This window comes from Bacillus aerolatus (genome assembly GCF_009183655.1).
GTDB classification, from domain to species: Bacteria; Bacillota; Bacilli; order Bacillales; family Domibacillaceae; genus Pseudobacillus; species Pseudobacillus aerolatus.
In genome coordinates this window covers 43,298-58,923 of the sequence record NZ_WEIO01000013.1, presented here as the reverse complement: position 1 = coordinate 58,923, position 15,626 = coordinate 43,298, and the positions used below count along the sequence as shown (strand labels likewise).

The following is a 15,626-nucleotide window of genomic DNA, read 5'->3' as shown; positions in this document are numbered from 1 at the left end:
AGATGAGATTTCCCTTAGCGCAAGCTAGTAAGATCCCTGAAAGATGATCAGGTAGATAGGTTCGGGGTGGAAGCGTGGCGACACGTGGAGCTGACGAATACTAATCGATCGAGGACTTAACCAAAACGAAACGTTCAGGCACTGAACATGCCTGAACGGGACAAACGAATAACACCAAATGGCATGGTATTGCCGGTTACTTATACAACATATTATCCAGTTTTGAAAGAACAAAAAGGTCTTGCCAAATAAGAAATCTATGTTATAATAAAAAGATCTTCAATAGTCTGGTGGCGATAGCGAAGAGGTCACACCCGTTCCCATCCCGAACACGGAAGTTAAGCTCTTCAGCGCCGATGGTAGTTGGGGGATTCCCCCTGTGAGAGTAGGACGCTGCCGGGCAATTGGAAAAGCGGAGCCGACTGTTTTGGGGCGATAAGCATATGATAGAATGACGAAATGGCGTTTTCAGCCATGCGATCAGATTAGCATATGACTTCGAGCGCCAAGGAGGCACAGCTAGACAATTAATTAAAGATTTATTCTTATCGTCGCGGGGTGGAGCAGTTCGGTAGCTCGTCGGGCTCATAACCCGAAGGTCGCAGGTTCAAATCCTGTCCCCGCAATCTATGGTCCGGTAGTTCAGTTGGTTAGAATGCCTGCCTGTCACGCAGGAGGTCGCGGGTTCGAGTCCCGTCCGGACCGCCATTTTTATAAGTTTTTACAACTAAGCGGAACTGTGTTTCGTTTCTTTTTTTTTATAAAGATTTGCGATATACTATATTCAACACACTACCTTAGGAAATAAAAATCCTAAGGTTTTTTTACGATTATATATTATAAGGGAGACTTTTTATGGACAGATTACGGTTTTCCACAAAAAGCGCTGGACAGACACAGGCATTCGCAGAGAGGCTGGCTGAGCTGTTAACCCCGGGAGATGTTCTTTTGCTGGAAGGCGATTTAGGAGCCGGTAAAACGACTTTTACTCAAGGTTTGGCAAAAGGCCTGGGCGTGTCACGAAATGTAAACAGCCCAACGTTTACCATTATAAAAGAATATAAAGGCCGGTTGCCTCTTTATCATATGGATGTTTACCGGGTAAGTGATGCAGAAGAAGATCTTGGATTTGATGAGTACTTTTATGGAAACGGTGTTTGTGTAGTGGAATGGGCTCATTTAATTGAGCAACAGCTGCCGGAACATTATTTAAAGGTGATGATTTCTCATAAAGGAAACGATGAACGCGAAATACGTTTAGAGCCAACAGGCAGCAGATACGTTAGGATTAGTGAGGAGTTATTAAGATGAAGATGTTAGCGATTGATACATCTACTTATACATTAGGTGTGTCTCTTTTAAATGGAGAAGAGATTATTGGTGAACATATTACAGATTTAAATAAGAATCATTCATTGCGAGCTATGCCAGCTATAGAAGCACTTATGAAAGAGTGTGAAGTGAAACCTGCAGACCTGAAAAAAATAGTTGTCGCTAAAGGGCCAGGCTCTTATACAGGCGTACGTATTGGTGTGACGATTGCGAAAACGCTGGCTTGGTCATTGAACATTCCTCTCGCAGGTGTTTCGAGCCTCGCTGTTTTGGCTGCTTCTGCCCGGTACTATCCCTCTTATATTTCTCCCATTATTGATGCGAGACGTGGGAGGGTATATACGGGATTATATCGTTTTGAAGAGGGCAAGCTGAACTTAGTGAAAGAAGACAGGAATGTATTGCTTACAGACTGGTGTGAAGAGTTAAAAGAATTGAACGAAGACGTGCTCTTTGCCGGTAAGGATATTCATTTGCATGAAAACTTGATCCGGGAAGTAATAGGGAGACGAGCTTTGCTGGGGGGAGCAAATATTTTTTATCCCCGCCCATCTGAGCTCGGTCGTCTCGGCCTGACTGAACCTGCGGTAGACTTGCATTCATTTGTTCCTAACTATATCCGATTGGCAGAAGCGGAAGCGAAATGGCTGGAGCAACAAGAGGCAGAGAAGAGAAATGGATGAACTGAATGTCCGTCTTATGACTGTAGCTGATGTAGAAAAAGTATATGAAATCGAAGCAAACAGTTTTACTGTGCCGTGGACGAAAGAATCTTTTTTTAATGAAGTGAACAAAAACCATTTTGCCATTTATCATGTAGCAGAATGGCAAGGACAATTAGTCGGTTATTGTGGAATGTGGCTTGTGCTGGATGAGTCGCAAATTACTAATATCGCCATCCTGCCGGAATATCGCGGAAAAGGGTTTGGTGAAAGATTATTTGTCTGTGTGATGAATGCTGCAAAGAAGAGAGGAGCCTCTTTGATGACTCTAGAGGTGCGTGTAAGTAATGAATCTGCTCAAAATTTATATAAAAAATTAGGATTTCAGCCGGGTGGCATTAGAAAAAATTATTACTCGGACAATCAAGAAGACGCATTAGTGATGTGGGTGAGGTTATAATGGAAAAAGACATTTATGTACTAGGATTAGAAACAAGCTGCGATGAAACAGCGGCGGCAATTATTAAAAATGGCAGGGAAATTATTGCGAACGTTGTTTCATCTCAAATTGAAAGCCACAAGCGATTTGGCGGTGTTGTTCCCGAAATTGCTTCGCGCCATCATGTGGAACAAATTACAGTAGTACTTGAAGAAACGCTAAAACAAGCAGGGATGACTTTTAATGATCTGCATGCCATTGCTGTTACTAAGGGACCGGGCTTGGTTGGCTCTTTACTGATTGGAGTGAACGCCGCGAAAGCTTTGGCTTTTGCTCATCAGCTTCCACTCATAGGGGTTCACCACATTGCCGGCCATATATATGCCAACCGTCTAGTAGAAGAGTTAACCTTTCCGCTGCTTTCACTTGTTGTGTCGGGCGGCCATACAGAGCTTATTTTAATGAAAGAACATGGAGATTTTCAAGTCATCGGTGAAACACGTGATGATGCAGCAGGAGAAGCGTACGATAAAGTAGCTCGCACATTGGGCTTACCTTATCCAGGAGGCCCTCATATTGACCGAATGGCTGTAGAAGGGGAAGCAACGATCGACTTGCCGAGAGCGTGGCTGGAAGAAGGATCGTATGATTTCAGCTTCAGCGGGTTAAAGTCAGCGGTCATTAATACGCTTCATAATGCAGAACAGCGGGGCGAGTATATTAAACCGGAAGACCTGGCTGCAAGTTTTCAGGGAAGTGTCATTGAAGTATTGACGGCTAAAACGGTTAAAGCAGCCAAAGAATTTGAAGTAAAGCAAGTGCTGCTTGCCGGGGGAGTAGCTGCCAACAAAGGACTCCGAAAAGCACTGGAAAAGCAGTTTGCTGAATTAAAAAACGTAGACTTGCTCATTCCGCCATTAAGTTTGTGCACAGATAATGCGGCGATGATCGCAGCTGCAGGAACAGTTTTATATGAGCAAGGAAAATTTGAGAATTTAGCGATGAACGGTTATCCGGGGCTGGATATTGAACAAAATTAAGAAAAAGAGGCTGTCCTCAAAGTCAGTTATTCACTGATTTTGAGGCAGCCTCTTTTGTTGTTCACAACCTGTGGATAAAATGTGAATAATAAAATATTTTTGTGGAAAAACAAATTTTAAATCCTAAAAGATATTTGTGTGTTTTGTGGACAGTTGTGCATAATTTTGTGGATAATGTGCATAAGTTCTTTCAGTTAAGCTAAACAGGTATGTTTGTATGTGGATAACATTGTGTATAAAAAGCCAGAAAAACAAAGTTTCCTGGCGGTTATTGTCTAACTATGGAGATTTTCCCATTCTTGTATAAGTTGTTCAACTTCGGACTGACAAGCTTCGATTCTCTCTTGCAGTTCTAAAGACTTTTCATGATCCTGAAAGACTTCAGGCTGGCAAAGAAGATCTTCAGCTTCTTCAATTTCTAGCTCTAAATTTTCGATTTTTTCTTCAATTTCCTCTATGCGGCGACGCTTCTGGCGTTCTTTCTTCTTCTGTTCCTTATCGTTGTAATAGGCGGAAGAATCAGGAGCGGCGGTTTCTTTAGTAGATGGCACAGCTGCCTTTTCCAGTTCAGCCAGCTCTTTTTGCTCCTGCTTTTTTGTTACGTAGTAATCGTAATCGCCAAGATATTCAACCATACTGCTATTTGTCATTTCTACTACTTTTGAAGCGATACGGTTAATAAAGTAGCGGTCATGTGAGACGAATAAAAGCGTACCCGGATAATCGATAAGGGCATTTTCCAGCACTTCTTTGCTGTCTAAATCAAGGTGATTTGTCGGTTCATCCAGAATAAGAAAGTTTGCTTTCTGCATCATTAACTTTGCAAGAGCAAGCCGCGCTTTTTCTCCACCGCTCAAGGCATAGACGGGCTTTAATACGTCATCGCCTGAAAAAAGGAAGTTACCGAGGGCTGTTCGGATTTCTTTTTCATCACTGGAAGGATAATCATCCCACAGTTCATTTAACACTGTTTTATTAGAGGTTAAGTTCGCTTGTTCCTGGTCATAGTAGCCGATAGATACGTTGGCACCGAGAAAAAACTCTCCAGATAACGAAGGGAGCTTGTCCACAATTGTTTTAAGAAAAGTGGACTTTCCTGCTCCGTTCGGCCCGACTAAAGCTGTGCTTTCTTCTCTTGTTAAATGTAAATGAAGATGGCTGGCAACGACTCCTTCTTTATAGCCGATAGCAAGGTCGTTCACTTTTAATACTTCATTCCCGCTTTGCTTTTCAATGTTAAATAACATATTCGCCGATTTTTCGTCTCCATCAGGCCGTTCCAACAGTTCCATGCGCTGCAGCTGTTTGCGGCGGCTCTGTGCTCGTTTCGTTGTGGAAGCGCGGGCAATATTGCGCTGAATAAAATCTTCCAGCTTAGCTACTTGTTCCTGCTGCTTTTCAAACTGCTTCATCTCTTTTTCAAATTGTTCAGCTTTTTGCTTTAAATAGCTGCTGTAATTTCCGGGGAACTTTTTAATGTTTTGCCGGGAGATTTCGTACACTTGATTAACGACCTTATCGAGGAAATAACGGTCATGGGAAACAATCAATATCGCTCCGTTGTAACTTTGTAAATATTGTTCAAGCCAGGAGAGTGTATGAATATCCAAGTGGTTTGTCGGCTCGTCTAAAATTAGAATATCCGGTTTTGTTAACAGCAGCTTTCCTAAAGCAAGCCGGGTTTTTTGTCCGCCGCTTAAGGCTGAAATTTTCGTTTCATAGTCAAAGTCATGGAAGTTCAAGCCGTGCAAAATAGAACGGATGTCTGCCTCAAACTGATATCCGCCGGACTCCTTAAAGTCATTTTGCAAGACATCATATTCCTTTGTGATTCTTTCATATTGAACAGCGTCTTCGTATACATCCGGATCGGCCATTTGTACTTCCAGGCGTCGGAGGTTTTCTTCCATATTGCGCAAATGTGAAAAGACCGAAAGCATTTCATCCATGATTGACAAATCAGATTCAAGGCCGGTATTTTGAGCGAGATAGCCAATAGTCACATCTTTCGGTTTTAAGATGTTTCCTGAATCATGTGAAAGAATGCCGGCAATTATTTTTAAAAGTGTGGATTTTCCTGCTCCATTTCTGCCGACGAGGGCAATCCGGTCTCGTGTTTGTATTTCGAGTTTAATGTTTGACAAAATCAGTTCCGCACCAAAATGTTTAGTAAGCTGTTGTACTTGCAGTAAAATCATTGTTCTCACCTCAATCTTCTATTATAAGTGTAGCTGATTCTACAAGTACGGGCAATTTTCTTTCTTATAATAGTTGCAGTAAGGAAGGAAAAGTTAAAAGACAAGCTGTACAAAATATTGTATGATGAAGGAAGTGCTTAAATTGGGCCGTTTTTAGAATGGAAGCAGTAAGTGGTGGGGGTATAAACATGAACCATGATTCGTTAAAAATTCCGCAGGCGACTGCCAAGCGTCTGCCGCTATATTACCGTTTTATTCAAAACCTGCATTCTTCGGGCAAGCAGCGGGTGTCCTCGGCGGAATTGAGTGAAGCGGTGAAAGTTGATTCGGCAACAATCCGCCGTGATTTTTCGTACTTTGGCGCGCTTGGCAAAAAAGGGTACGGCTACAACGTCAGTTATTTGCTGTCGTTTTTTCGCAAAACATTGGATCAAGATGAAGTAACGAATGTTGCTTTAATCGGCGTAGGCAACTTAGGAACCGCGTTTTTAAATTATAATTTTATGAAGAACAATAATACGAAGATACAAGTGGCGTTTGATGTGGACCAAGAAAAAGTGGGCACGGTCATTGGCGATGTCCCGATCTATCATTTAGATGATCTCGAAAAAATATTAAAAGTGAAAGATGTGCCGGTTGCCATCTTAACGGTTCCTTCGGCGGCCGCCCAAAGAATAACAGACAGGCTGGCCTCATGCAGCATTAAAGGGGTTTTAAATTTTACTCCAGCGAGGCTGAATGTCCCCACATCGATACGGGTGCACCACATTGATTTGGCCGTCGAGCTGCAGTCGTTAGTGTACTTTTTGAAACATTATCCGGAAGCTGTGGATGAAAAGTCAGAATAGAATTATGACGAAAAATCAGTTATGATGAAGAAAAGGAGGTGTTGCATAAATGGGATTAAGCATAGGCAGTATCATATTAATCGCCGGGGCAGCATTATTAATTTTTGGACCGAAAAAACTTCCCGAACTTGGACGCGCAGCAGGAGATACGTTAAAAGAGTTCAAGAATGCGACAAAAGGGCTGGCGGACGATGACGATAAACCAGAGGATAAAAAAGATCCTCAGTAAGGTTAGGATGAATGACAATGAGTCGACAAGACATGACAATATATGAACACATCGGCGAATTGCGAAAACGGCTCATTATAGTAGTCGTTTTCTTGTTCCTGGCTATGATTGCCGGTCTGTTTTTGGCGGAGCCGATTATCCGTTATTTACAGCATGCAGATGAAGCGAAGGAATTAACGATGAATGCCTTCCGGGTAACAGACCCGTTAAAGATTTATTTTCAAATGGCTTTTGTCATAGCTTTTATATTGACCAGTCCGATGATTCTTTATCAGTTGTGGGCTTTCGTTAATCCGGGATTGCTTGAAAGCGAAAAGAAAGTGACTCTTAGCTATATCCCAATTTCCGTGCTTTTGTTTTTAGCCGGTCTTTCTTTTTCTTACTTAGTTTTATTTCCATACATCATACACTTTATGATGAAGTTATCTGGAAACTTGAATATTGAGCAAGTCATTGGCATTAACGAATATTTTCAATTTTTGTTTCAAATTACTCTTCCATTCGGCATCCTTTTTCAACTGCCGGTTGTGACGATGTTCTTGACGAGACTTGGCATCATTACGCCGATGTTTCTTGCTCAAATTCGCCGCTATGCTTATTTTATCCTGCTTGTGGTTGCGGGATTAATTACCCCGCCGGATGTAGTATCACAGATAATAGTGATGATTCCTTTAGTGATTCTGTATGAAATCAGCATTTGGATTTCTAAAATCAGCTATAAAAAAGCGTTGCAGGCGGAACTGAAAGCGGAAAATAAAGAATAAAATAAGGCTGTCCAACAAAAGAGCCGGACTCCCGTGTTGAGCGGAAGCCAGCCTTTCATGGACTAGCCTTATTTTTTTTCGCTGCTTTTTAAGCGGAAATGCATAAAAACTAAACGAATGCCAGAACCAATATCCATTGTCGCTAGTAAAATCAACAAATAAGTAAAAAAACCGAACCCTCCGGCATTAACGTCTTCAATGGCTAAGTAAGTAAAGAATGCGCCGAGAATCAAATAGAAGATCCCGGTCGTCAAAGGTGATTGTCTCATGAAACTCCTCCAAATTAAAAGCTGCGGGCATTAAAGAAGCCATGCAGCGAAACTTTGCATCTGTTCAGCTTCTTTCATCATTCGCTCCAGTTCATCCGCATAAAAATATTGGACGATTACGACCAAGGAATTCATGGCCACATGAGCGAATATAGGAACGAGCAGCCTTTTTGTTTTTACATAGAGAAAAGCGAATGTAAAGCCCATTGTTGAATATAGTAAAAAGTGTTCGGGCTCCATATGTACAATTGAGAAAATAGACGAACTGATCAGAGCGGATACCCAAAACGGAAACTTTTCGTACAAGCTGCCAAAAATAATTTTCCTGAAGACGATTTCTTCGAGAACAGGGCCAAAAACAGCGGTGGCAATCATCATAGCCGGCACTAGTTCAATGATTTGGATAATCGTTTCTGTATTTTCAGAGCCCATGTCAATACCTAAAGCCATTTCGATAGCGATTGCAATCCGCTGGCCAAGCAAGGCGAGAAAGACACCCGCTACTGCCCAGAAGACGGATTGTCCTGCCGGCAGTGGAGCCGTTCGTTCAAGCCGGCTGTTTCTTTTTTCTTTTCGCAGGATGAGCAGCACAATAAGCAAGGTTAATGTAAAACTGAAAACTAACCAATAGCCGGGAAGAAGATTTCTCAGCGTTTGCGGATCTGCACCGAATGAGAGTCCGGCTTTGAATAAAAGCGGATAAGCAGCCAGTCCCGATAGCTGCATTAAAATATAAACGATTAAAATATAGCCATATTCTTTTTTCAAATAAATAAAACTCCTTTAACTTAAAAGTGGAAGCGCCTGTCCAGCCGCGACAAGCATATGACTTTAAGCAGCTAGAGGTCTTAAGAATATTTTACTAATAAAGCAGCTAACGTTCAAATGGAAGGATTGCAGGGCAATTTCTTTCAATAAGGGAATCATTTGTAAAAAAAAATACACTTCACGCTTGCAAAAGAAATCTATTTTATTTATTATATTAATTGTGTTAGCACTCTGTATGTGAGAGTGCTAATGAATAAAAATATTACATATATTCCGAGGAGGTTGTTTCACTTGTTAAAACCACTAGGTGATCGCGTAGTTATTGAGTTGGTCGAATCCGAAGAAAAAACGGCCAGCGGCATTGTATTGCCAGATTCAGCGAAGGAAAAACCACAAGAAGGCAAGATCGTAGCGGCTGGTACAGGCCGTGTGCTTGAAAGCGGCGAAAGAGTGGCTCTTGAAGTTGCTGTCGGCGACCGTATTATCTTCTCTAAATACGCTGGTACAGAGGTGAAATACGAAGGAAAAGAATTGTTAATCCTTCGTGAAAGCGACATCCTTGCTGTAACAGGCGAATAATAGACGACTACTTATACTACTTTAAAAATAATTTAAATAATCAGGGAGGTTTTTTATATGGCTAAAGAGATTAAATTTAGCGAAGAAGCACGCCGTGCAATGCTCAGCGGGGTAGATCAGCTTGCTGATGCTGTAAAAGTAACTCTTGGACCTAAAGGACGCAACGTGGTTCTTGAGAAAAAGTTTGGTTCACCGTTAATCACGAATGATGGTGTAACAATCGCGAAGGAAATCGAACTTGAAGATGCGTTTGAAAACATGGGTGCGAAGCTTGTAGCAGAAGTAGCAAGCAAAACAAACGATGTAGCTGGTGACGGTACAACGACTGCGACTGTTCTTGCGCAAGCAATGATCAGCGAAGGCTTGAAAAACGTAACTGCGGGCGCTAACCCTGTTGGCGTACGTAAAGGAATGGATCTTGCTGTTCAAACAGCTGTAGAGAGTTTAAAAGAAATTTCTAAGCCAATCGAAAGCAAAGAATCCATTGCACAAGTAGCAGCGATTTCATCAGCTGATGAAGAAGTTGGCCAGTTGATTGCTGAAGCGATGGAGCGCGTAGGCAACGACGGTGTTATCACAATTGAAGAATCAAAAGGCTTCACGACAGAGCTTGATGTTGTTGAAGGTATGCAATTTGACCGCGGCTATGCTTCTCCTTACATGATCACAGACTCTGACAAAATGGAAGCGGTCCTTGAAAACCCATATATCTTAATTACAGATAAGAAAATTGCGAGCATCCAGGAAGTACTTCCTGTGCTTGAGCAAGTAGTTCAACAAAGCAAGCCGCTTTTAATCATCTCTGAAGATGTAGAAGGCGAAGCGCTGGCTACTCTTGTAGTGAACAAACTGCGCGGCACATTTAATGCAGTAGCGGTTAAAGCACCTGGATTCGGTGACCGCCGTAAAGCAATGCTTGAAGATATCGCTGTATTGACTGGCGGCGAAGTGATCACAGAAGATTTAGGATTAGACCTTAAATCTGCTGACATCACACAACTTGGACGCGCAGCGAAAGTTGTTGTATCTAAAGAAAACACAACAATTGTTGAAGGAGCAGGTGAATCCGCTCAAATCGAAGCTCGCGTAAACCAAATCCGTGTTCAATTAGAAGAAACAACTTCTGAGTTTGACCGTGAAAAATTACAAGAGCGCTTAGCTAAATTAGCAGGCGGCGTAGCTGTTATTAAAGTTGGAGCGGCTACTGAAACAGAATTGAAAGAACGCAAACTTCGCATTGAAGATGCATTGAACGCGACTCGTGCAGCTGTTGAAGAAGGAATCGTTTCCGGCGGCGGTACTGCACTTGTAAATGTATATAACAAAGTATCTGCATTAGAAGCAGAAGGCGACGTAGCAACAGGAATTAAGATTGTTCTTCGTGCTCTTGAAGAGCCAATCCGCCAAATCGCTCTTAACGCAGGTCTTGAAGGATCTGTCGTTGTTGACCGCTTAAAGCGCGAAGAAATCGGCATCGGTTTCAACGCAGCAACTGGCGAGTGGGTTAACATGATCGAAACAGGTATCGTGGATCCAACAAAAGTAACTCGTTATGCGCTCCAAAACGCAGCATCTGTTGCGGCTATGTTCTTAACAACTGAAGCAGTTGTTGCTGACAAGCCTGAAGAAGGCGGCGGCATGGGCATGCCTGACATGGGCGGCATGGGTGGAATGGGCGGCATGATGTAATAAGCCCCTACAAGCCTTGATATATAAGGGTTTGTAAGACGAAGATTAGTGAATTGCTAACTTTTTGCTAACCTTCGGATTCCGAAAAAATTTAATGTGACCAATCAGAGAAGACCTCTCGTAAGTGGACTGAACTTATGGGAGGTCTTCTCTTCAATGTTTTTGGTCAATGAGCGTAAATGTTCATCGTTGTGTCTATATCGGAATGGCCCAGTCTTTCTTGGATCTCTTTTACACCTGCTCCAGCAATAAGAAGGGACGTATGCGTGTGTCTAAAGCTATGAGGAGTAATATACTTGTTTATATTCATTTGCATACCCATAATTTTGTGTTCTACTTCTCTGTAAGGTATTTAATCATAGCAACTTCATCACATCGATTAAATTTGGGACAATTCATGCAATCAATCCAAACTTTTTCTGGTAGAGCTTCTTTCTCCACAATTTTGAATCCACATTTTATAAAAAAATTTACTTGATAAGTTAAAGATATTAATCTTTCAACTCCTAGCTTAGAGCTTTCTATAATAATATGATCAACTAACATACGTCCTATACCTTTGTGCTGGTATTCAGGATCTACTACCAAGGAACGTACCTCTGCTAAATCTTTTCCTAATACATGTAATCCTGCTACTCCTACTATCTGTTCTTTATCTTTTACAACATACATACATTGTAAATGTTGATAAATTGATAACATGGACCGAGGTAGAACTATTTCTTTATTAGCATATACTTTAATTAATTGATGCATGGATGCAACATCTGCAGTAGTCGCATTAAAAATCTTCATATCATATCTCCTTATAACAACATATAATAAATATGCACCAAAATGACTATATATGCAATATGTAACTGCAATTTATTTAATCATTTGACAATCAAACAAAAGACAAATCATTAGAAAAAGGATTACTTCTTTTAACTTGCGGTACTGACAAGAATGTAATTCTTTTTATTCCTCCCACAAGCGTTTCTAAACAAGAGATTGATCAGGTATTAGAGATTGTCCGTCAATCAATTGACGAAATTTTGAATTAATATCATTTCAGTTTAGAAGGGGAAATTCTATGTTTATATAAATGAGGAATGATGTAATTCTCATTCTGGAATTTGGATACATACGGGTCAGCAGCAAAGATCAAAATGAAGGACGACAGCTTTAAGCTATGAAAGAAAAGGGGGGATATACGAACGGGACATTTTAAAGTGGAAGAGACTTCAATCGAATGCAATATCAATTACTTAAACAGATTTTGGGAAAAGAAGATGTATTATACATACATTCCTTAGATCGTTTTGGCCAGAACAAAGGAGAGATTATTCAAGAATGGAATGATATAACGAAAAATATCCAGGAAGATATCGTGATTATGTATATGCCCTTGCTAGATACTACTCAATTTAAGGGTAGCTTAGGGGCTTTCATCGCAGATTTGGTTTTGCAGATTCTTTCCTGGATGGCGGAAGGGGAATGGGATCGAATTCGAAAACGGTAACTTTATACAGAAGGAAATGAATCTTAGGCGCTCTGTATAGATGAACCGAATCCCTTCAGATACACCATATTCATTGCTTAAGGTACTCACAGAGCTACCGGTGTGGTAAGGCTCGATTCCCTCTATATCCAAAATGTTGGATAATCTCGATCACTGCGTAAATTATTTATGAGCAATGCAAATAAAACTATCAACACTGAGCCGGCTAAAACAGGTGAAAACAAAAAGCTCCAACTATAATCTCCCATCATAACAACAAGAGGATTTGCACCTGCTGGCGGATGTGTCGTTTTGGTTAACATCAACGCAGCAATAGCCAGTCCAACAGCTAAACCAATCGCCCAGGGGCCATTCCCGAATATGTAGTATACTGCCAAGCCGACGAAGGTTGATATTAGATGACCGCCAATAATATTTCTTGGCTGTGATAATGGTGCGTTCCAAGCACCAAATGCAAGAACACAACTAGCGCCAAATGGAGCTATTAGCCATTCAGTTGAACTGATACTAGTTAATATTGCTAAAATAGAAATGGTTAAAAAACCACCTAGTAAACCTGTCAGTGCATCTTTTATATTTACTGTTAAAGGATTGATATCTTCTCCTTTCATTTTGGACGTATATGGAAAATGAACCGAGTGTTTTTCTGCCTGACTTGTTACTCTCGAACTTTCCATTCATTTTCTCCTTTCTTTTATTAAGCTTAAAGGTTCGGCAATTATGAAACACGGTTGGTGAATTGAGAAATTCGCGACTATTGGATTCTGAAATAATAATTACTTAGTTGGAAAAAGAGAAGTGAGATACTCACTTCTCTTCATAAAATTTATTCGTTTGGAAACCAGCCTACAGGTTCTACTGCAAGATTAATATTGATCTGCTTGATCTCCTGGAAGTCATCCAAACCATAAGTTCCAAGGCTGCGGCCAATCCCGCTTTGTTTGTATCCGCCCCATGGAGCTTCTACATAAGTAGGATGGTATGAGTTCACCCAAGTAATCCCAGCCCGAACCTTTTTAATAACGCGCATAGCTTTTGCTCCGTCACCTGAGAAAACAGCGCCGGCAAGTCCATAAACCGTGTCATTTGCTAACTTAATTGCCTCTGCTTCATCTTTAAATTTTTGGATTGTAACGACTGGCCCAAAAATCTCTTCTTGAACGATGCGCATGTCAGATGTAATATTTGTAAAAACTGTTGGCTCGATGAAGAATCCTTTATCTAATCCGTTTTCTGTTAAACGACGACCGCCGCATGCCAGTGTAGCACCTTCTTCTTTACCAATTTCGATGTAATTTAAAATTGTATTCATTTGATGTTCACTGTTAATTGCGCCCACTTGGGAAGCCTCATCCAGACCAGGACCGACTTTAATTTGTTTAGCACGTTCAACGTAGCGTTCCACGAATTTATCGTAGATGCTTTCTTCTACTAAAATGCGGCTTCCAGATGAGCATACTTGGCCAGCACCAAAGAAAATCCCGAATAATGCATAATCGACGGCTGTTTCAAAATCTGCATCAGCAAAAATAACGTTTGGAGATTTTCCACCCAGTTCTAGAGAAATTTTCTTTAAGTTTCCTGCAGCTGCTTTCATGATTTCGCGTCCAACACCTGTGCTTCCTGTAAAAGATACAAGATCAACGTCATTGCTTTCTGCTATAGTTTGGCCAACAACTGAGCCTTTTCCCATTACAAGGTTTACAACACCTTTTGGAACACCAACTTCTTCGATGATTTCTACTAATTTCATTGCAGTAATTGGAGTGGACTCCGCCGGTTTATAAACGATTGTATTTCCTGCAGCCAATGCCGGAGCTATTTTCCATACACTCATTAATAATGGGAAATTCCAAGGAACGATTAGGCCAGTGACTCCAACCGGCTCTCTAACAACCATTGCTTGTACATCTTCAGGCACTTGGTATGTCTCACCATCAGGTGTCAGAATCAAACCAGCGTAATAACGGAAGCATGTAGCAGCATCACTGATATCGAATTCAGCTTCAGCTTTCAATTTACCATTGTCCATTACTTCTAACTTAACTAGCTCATCAAAATTCTCTTCAATCTTGTCTGCAATTTTATTTAGATATTTAGCGCGCTCGTGAGTAGTTAATTCAGACCAGACACCGCTTTCAAATGCAGCCTTTGCAACAGCGATCGCTTCTTCTGTTTCTTCTTTTGTTGCTCTTGGGGCTGTGGCGATGATCTCTTGATTGGCAGGATTGATAACTTTATTTAAATCAGAATTTGTAGAGTCTCTCCACTCACCATTGATATACATTTTTAATTCGATTGCTTGTGTTTGTACTGTCATTTTTTATCCACCTCGTAAATTATATTTTTAAAACTAATTTCTCTTCCTTGGCTCTTGAACAACATGTCAATATCATATTTTTTTGCTTTCTTTCTTCATCGCTGAAAAAGATGTCCTGATGATCGACTGCTCCCTCAATTACATCAACTTCACACTGTCCGCACCCGCCGGCCTTGCAGGAATAGGGGGCTTCGATGCCTGCATCGAGCAGTGCCTCTAGCAGAGTTTGTTCGGAATTTACTTCTATCACTTTATTATGATTAACCACCTCTACTAAAAATGGATTCTTTGATCCTGTTGCAGCAGCAAACAATTCAAAATGAATGGATTTTTCCGGGTACCCGTAGGATAGGGCTGCCTCTTTGTATTCAGTAACCATAGAAACGGGACCACAGAAGTAAACATGGCTGCCAATTCTCTGATTCTTCATAGTTTCGGGTGTCATGCTTACTGGCTCATCACTTCTTGAGAAGTAGAAAGTACATTTGCCCGGATACTTTTCATTCAAGTAATCATAATAAGCACATAGTTCCTTTGTTCGTGCTGCATAATGAAGTTCAAATGTTTTCCCTTGAGCCTCCAGTTCAGTCATCATTGTTAAGAATGGAGTAATCCCGATTCCAGCGGCATAAAACACATGATGTTTAGCATGAAATCCTAATGTAAAGTGATTTTTTGGAAAACTAGTTTTAATTGTATCGCCGACTTTCACATGATCATGCCAATAAACAGATCCTCCTCTTGAATTTGTGTCTCGATTAATAGAGATAGAGTAGTGGATGCGATCGGTTGGATCACTTACAAGAGAATAGTCCCTTTCGAGGATTTTATCTCCCTGATCTATATACGTAGTGATATGCGCACCGCCAGTAAATGCCGGTAACAGTTTCTGATCAGAAGGGTAAAGATAAAAGCGTTTAACACTTTCGGTTATTTGCTCGATCTTTTCTACATGCATTTCTATATTTCCTATCACTCTCATAAC

The 15,626-nt window shown here is 41.0% G+C and carries 16 protein-coding genes, 2 tRNA genes, 2 rRNA genes and 2 pseudogenes; 14 read left to right on the top strand and 8 right to left on the bottom strand.

Annotation, left to right across the window (positions count from 1 at the left end):
* The 8 genes from F9802_RS17540 to tsaD form a co-directional block, all read left to right on the top strand.
* Positions 1–124, top strand: a 23S ribosomal RNA gene (locus tag F9802_RS17540); the annotation flags it as partial.
* A 162-nt stretch (positions 125–286) separates the two neighbouring features.
* Positions 287–402, top strand: a 5S ribosomal RNA gene (gene rrf, locus F9802_RS17535).
* A gap of 150 nt (positions 403–552) precedes the next feature.
* A tRNA-Met gene (locus F9802_RS17530) sits at positions 553–626 on the top strand.
* 5 nt (positions 627–631) lie between these two features.
* Positions 632–708: transfer RNA gene (locus F9802_RS17525), tRNA-Asp, on the top strand.
* A gap of 147 nt (positions 709–855) precedes the next feature.
* Positions 856–1,311: a tRNA (adenosine(37)-N6)-threonylcarbamoyltransferase complex ATPase subunit type 1 TsaE gene (tsaE, locus tag F9802_RS17520; RefSeq protein WP_152154285.1), complete on the top strand. Its 456-nt coding sequence runs from the start codon at positions 856–858 to the stop codon at positions 1,309–1,311.
* Positions 1,308–2,015, top strand: a complete 708-nt coding sequence (gene tsaB, locus F9802_RS17515) for a tRNA (adenosine(37)-N6)-threonylcarbamoyltransferase complex dimerization subunit type 1 TsaB (protein WP_152154283.1) — start codon at positions 1,308–1,310, stop codon at positions 2,013–2,015. Before tsaE ends, tsaB begins: the two co-directional genes overlap by 4 nt.
* Positions 2,008–2,454 (top strand): ribosomal protein S18-alanine N-acetyltransferase, encoded by a 447-nt coding sequence (gene rimI, locus F9802_RS17510; protein WP_152154282.1) that lies wholly within the window; start codon positions 2,008–2,010, stop codon positions 2,452–2,454. Before tsaB ends, rimI begins: the two co-directional genes overlap by 8 nt.
* A complete protein-coding gene (gene tsaD / locus F9802_RS17505) occupies positions 2,454–3,473 on the top strand; it encodes a tRNA (adenosine(37)-N6)-threonylcarbamoyltransferase complex transferase subunit TsaD (protein ID WP_152154280.1) in 1,020 nt (339 codons plus the stop codon). Before rimI ends, tsaD begins: the two co-directional genes overlap by 1 nt.
* 275 nt (positions 3,474–3,748) lie before the next feature.
* On the opposite strand, the gene F9802_RS17500 is transcribed toward tsaD, so the two are convergent.
* Entirely contained in the window at positions 3,749–5,671 is a 1,923-nt protein-coding gene (locus tag F9802_RS17500; protein WP_152154278.1) for an ABC-F family ATP-binding cassette domain-containing protein, read from the bottom strand.
* Between the two features lie 188 nt (positions 5,672–5,859).
* On the opposite strand from F9802_RS17500, the gene F9802_RS17495 reads away from it, so the two are divergent.
* Genes F9802_RS17495 through tatC form a run of 3 tightly spaced genes read left to right on the top strand, consistent with a single transcriptional unit; the run spans position 5,860 to position 7,512 of the window.
* Complete coding sequence (locus tag F9802_RS17495) at positions 5,860–6,519, top strand: redox-sensing transcriptional repressor Rex (RefSeq protein WP_152154275.1); 660 nt, start codon at positions 5,860–5,862, stop codon at positions 6,517–6,519.
* A gap of 49 nt (positions 6,520–6,568) precedes the next feature.
* Positions 6,569–6,748, top strand: a complete 180-nt coding sequence (locus F9802_RS17490; RefSeq protein WP_152154273.1) for a twin-arginine translocase TatA/TatE family subunit — start codon at positions 6,569–6,571, stop codon at positions 6,746–6,748.
* 17 nt (positions 6,749–6,765) lie between these two features.
* Positions 6,766–7,512, top strand: a complete 747-nt coding sequence (tatC, locus tag F9802_RS17485) for a twin-arginine translocase subunit TatC (RefSeq protein ID WP_152154271.1) — start codon at positions 6,766–6,768, stop codon at positions 7,510–7,512.
* A gap of 68 nt (positions 7,513–7,580) precedes the next feature.
* Here the strand turns inward: tatC and F9802_RS17480 are convergent, their stop codons facing one another.
* On the bottom strand, positions 7,581–7,781 hold the full coding sequence (locus tag F9802_RS17480; protein ID WP_152154269.1) for a YdiK family protein: 201 nt from the start codon (positions 7,779–7,781) through the stop codon (positions 7,581–7,583).
* 30 nt (positions 7,782–7,811) lie between these two features.
* Positions 7,812–8,549 (bottom strand): CPBP family intramembrane glutamic endopeptidase, encoded by a 738-nt coding sequence (locus F9802_RS17475; RefSeq protein WP_152154267.1) that lies wholly within the window; start codon positions 8,547–8,549, stop codon positions 7,812–7,814.
* 291 nt (positions 8,550–8,840) lie between these two features.
* Between F9802_RS17475 and groES the strand changes: the two genes are divergently transcribed.
* Both groES and groL read left to right on the top strand, forming a co-directional pair.
* A complete protein-coding gene (gene groES, locus F9802_RS17470) occupies positions 8,841–9,128 on the top strand; it encodes a co-chaperone GroES (RefSeq protein ID WP_152154265.1) in 288 nt (95 codons plus the stop codon).
* Between the two features lie 57 nt (positions 9,129–9,185).
* A complete protein-coding gene (gene groL, locus F9802_RS17465; RefSeq protein WP_152154264.1) occupies positions 9,186–10,817 on the top strand; it encodes a chaperonin GroEL in 1,632 nt (543 codons plus the stop codon).
* 104 nt (positions 10,818–10,921) lie between these two features.
* Here the strand turns inward: groL and F9802_RS17460 are convergent.
* Both F9802_RS17460 and F9802_RS17455 read right to left on the bottom strand, forming a co-directional pair.
* Positions 10,922–11,124, bottom strand: a pseudogene (locus tag F9802_RS17460) (tyrosine-type recombinase/integrase); the annotation flags it as partial.
* Between the two features lie 26 nt (positions 11,125–11,150).
* Entirely contained in the window at positions 11,151–11,612 is a 462-nt protein-coding gene (locus F9802_RS17455) for an N-acetyltransferase (RefSeq protein ID WP_152154260.1), read from the bottom strand.
* 292 nt (positions 11,613–11,904) lie between these two features.
* Between F9802_RS17455 and F9802_RS17445 the strand changes: the two are divergent.
* Positions 11,905–12,318, top strand: a pseudogene (locus F9802_RS17445) (recombinase family protein); the annotation flags it as partial.
* 125 nt (positions 12,319–12,443) lie between these two features.
* Here F9802_RS17445 and F9802_RS17440 read toward each other — a convergent pair.
* The 3 genes from F9802_RS17440 to F9802_RS17430 all read right to left on the bottom strand — a co-directional run bounded on the left by F9802_RS17440 (position 12,444) and on the right by F9802_RS17430 (position 15,623).
* Positions 12,444–12,998, bottom strand: coding sequence for an HPP family protein (locus F9802_RS17440; protein WP_152154258.1), 555 nt, complete (start codon positions 12,996–12,998; stop codon positions 12,444–12,446).
* Positions 12,999–13,147: 149 nt separating this feature from the next.
* On the bottom strand, positions 13,148–14,641 hold the full coding sequence (locus F9802_RS17435; protein ID WP_152154257.1) for an aldehyde dehydrogenase family protein: 1,494 nt from the start codon (positions 14,639–14,641) through the stop codon (positions 13,148–13,150).
* Between the two features lie 19 nt (positions 14,642–14,660).
* On the bottom strand, positions 14,661–15,623 hold the full coding sequence (locus F9802_RS17430; protein ID WP_225435389.1) for a PDR/VanB family oxidoreductase: 963 nt from the start codon (positions 15,621–15,623) through the stop codon (positions 14,661–14,663).
* Positions 15,624–15,626: the final 3 nt, after the last annotated feature.

What these genes read in the sequence shown, in the direction of transcription:
- F9802_RS17500 (WP_152154278.1), bottom strand. Translation starts at nt 5,671, where the DNA reads ATGATTTTACTGCAAGTACAACAGCTTACTAAACATTTTGGTGCGGAA.
- tsaB (WP_152154283.1), top strand. Translation starts at nt 1,308, where the DNA reads ATGAAGATGTTAGCGATTGATACATCTACTTATACATTAGGTGTGTCT.
- F9802_RS17440 (WP_152154258.1), bottom strand. Translation starts at nt 12,998, where the DNA reads ATGGAAAGTTCGAGAGTAACAAGTCAGGCAGAAAAACACTCGGTTCAT.
- F9802_RS17435 (WP_152154257.1), bottom strand. Translation starts at nt 14,641, where the DNA reads ATGACAGTACAAACACAAGCAATCGAATTAAAAATGTATATCAATGGT.
- tatC (WP_152154271.1), top strand. Translation starts at nt 6,766, where the DNA reads ATGAGTCGACAAGACATGACAATATATGAACACATCGGCGAATTGCGA.
- F9802_RS17455 (WP_152154260.1), bottom strand. Translation starts at nt 11,612, where the DNA reads ATGAAGATTTTTAATGCGACTACTGCAGATGTTGCATCCATGCATCAA.
- F9802_RS17490 (WP_152154273.1), top strand. Translation starts at nt 6,569, where the DNA reads ATGGGATTAAGCATAGGCAGTATCATATTAATCGCCGGGGCAGCATTA.
- F9802_RS17430 (WP_225435389.1), bottom strand. Translation starts at nt 15,623, where the DNA reads ATGAGAGTGATAGGAAATATAGAAATGCATGTAGAAAAGATCGAGCAA.
- groL (WP_152154264.1), top strand. Translation starts at nt 9,186, where the DNA reads ATGGCTAAAGAGATTAAATTTAGCGAAGAAGCACGCCGTGCAATGCTC.
- rimI (WP_152154282.1), top strand. Translation starts at nt 2,008, where the DNA reads ATGGATGAACTGAATGTCCGTCTTATGACTGTAGCTGATGTAGAAAAA.
- tsaD (WP_152154280.1), top strand. Translation starts at nt 2,454, where the DNA reads ATGGAAAAAGACATTTATGTACTAGGATTAGAAACAAGCTGCGATGAA.
- tsaE (WP_152154285.1), top strand. Translation starts at nt 856, where the DNA reads ATGGACAGATTACGGTTTTCCACAAAAAGCGCTGGACAGACACAGGCA.
- F9802_RS17480 (WP_152154269.1), bottom strand. Translation starts at nt 7,781, where the DNA reads ATGAGACAATCACCTTTGACGACCGGGATCTTCTATTTGATTCTCGGC.
- F9802_RS17495 (WP_152154275.1), top strand. Translation starts at nt 5,860, where the DNA reads ATGAACCATGATTCGTTAAAAATTCCGCAGGCGACTGCCAAGCGTCTG.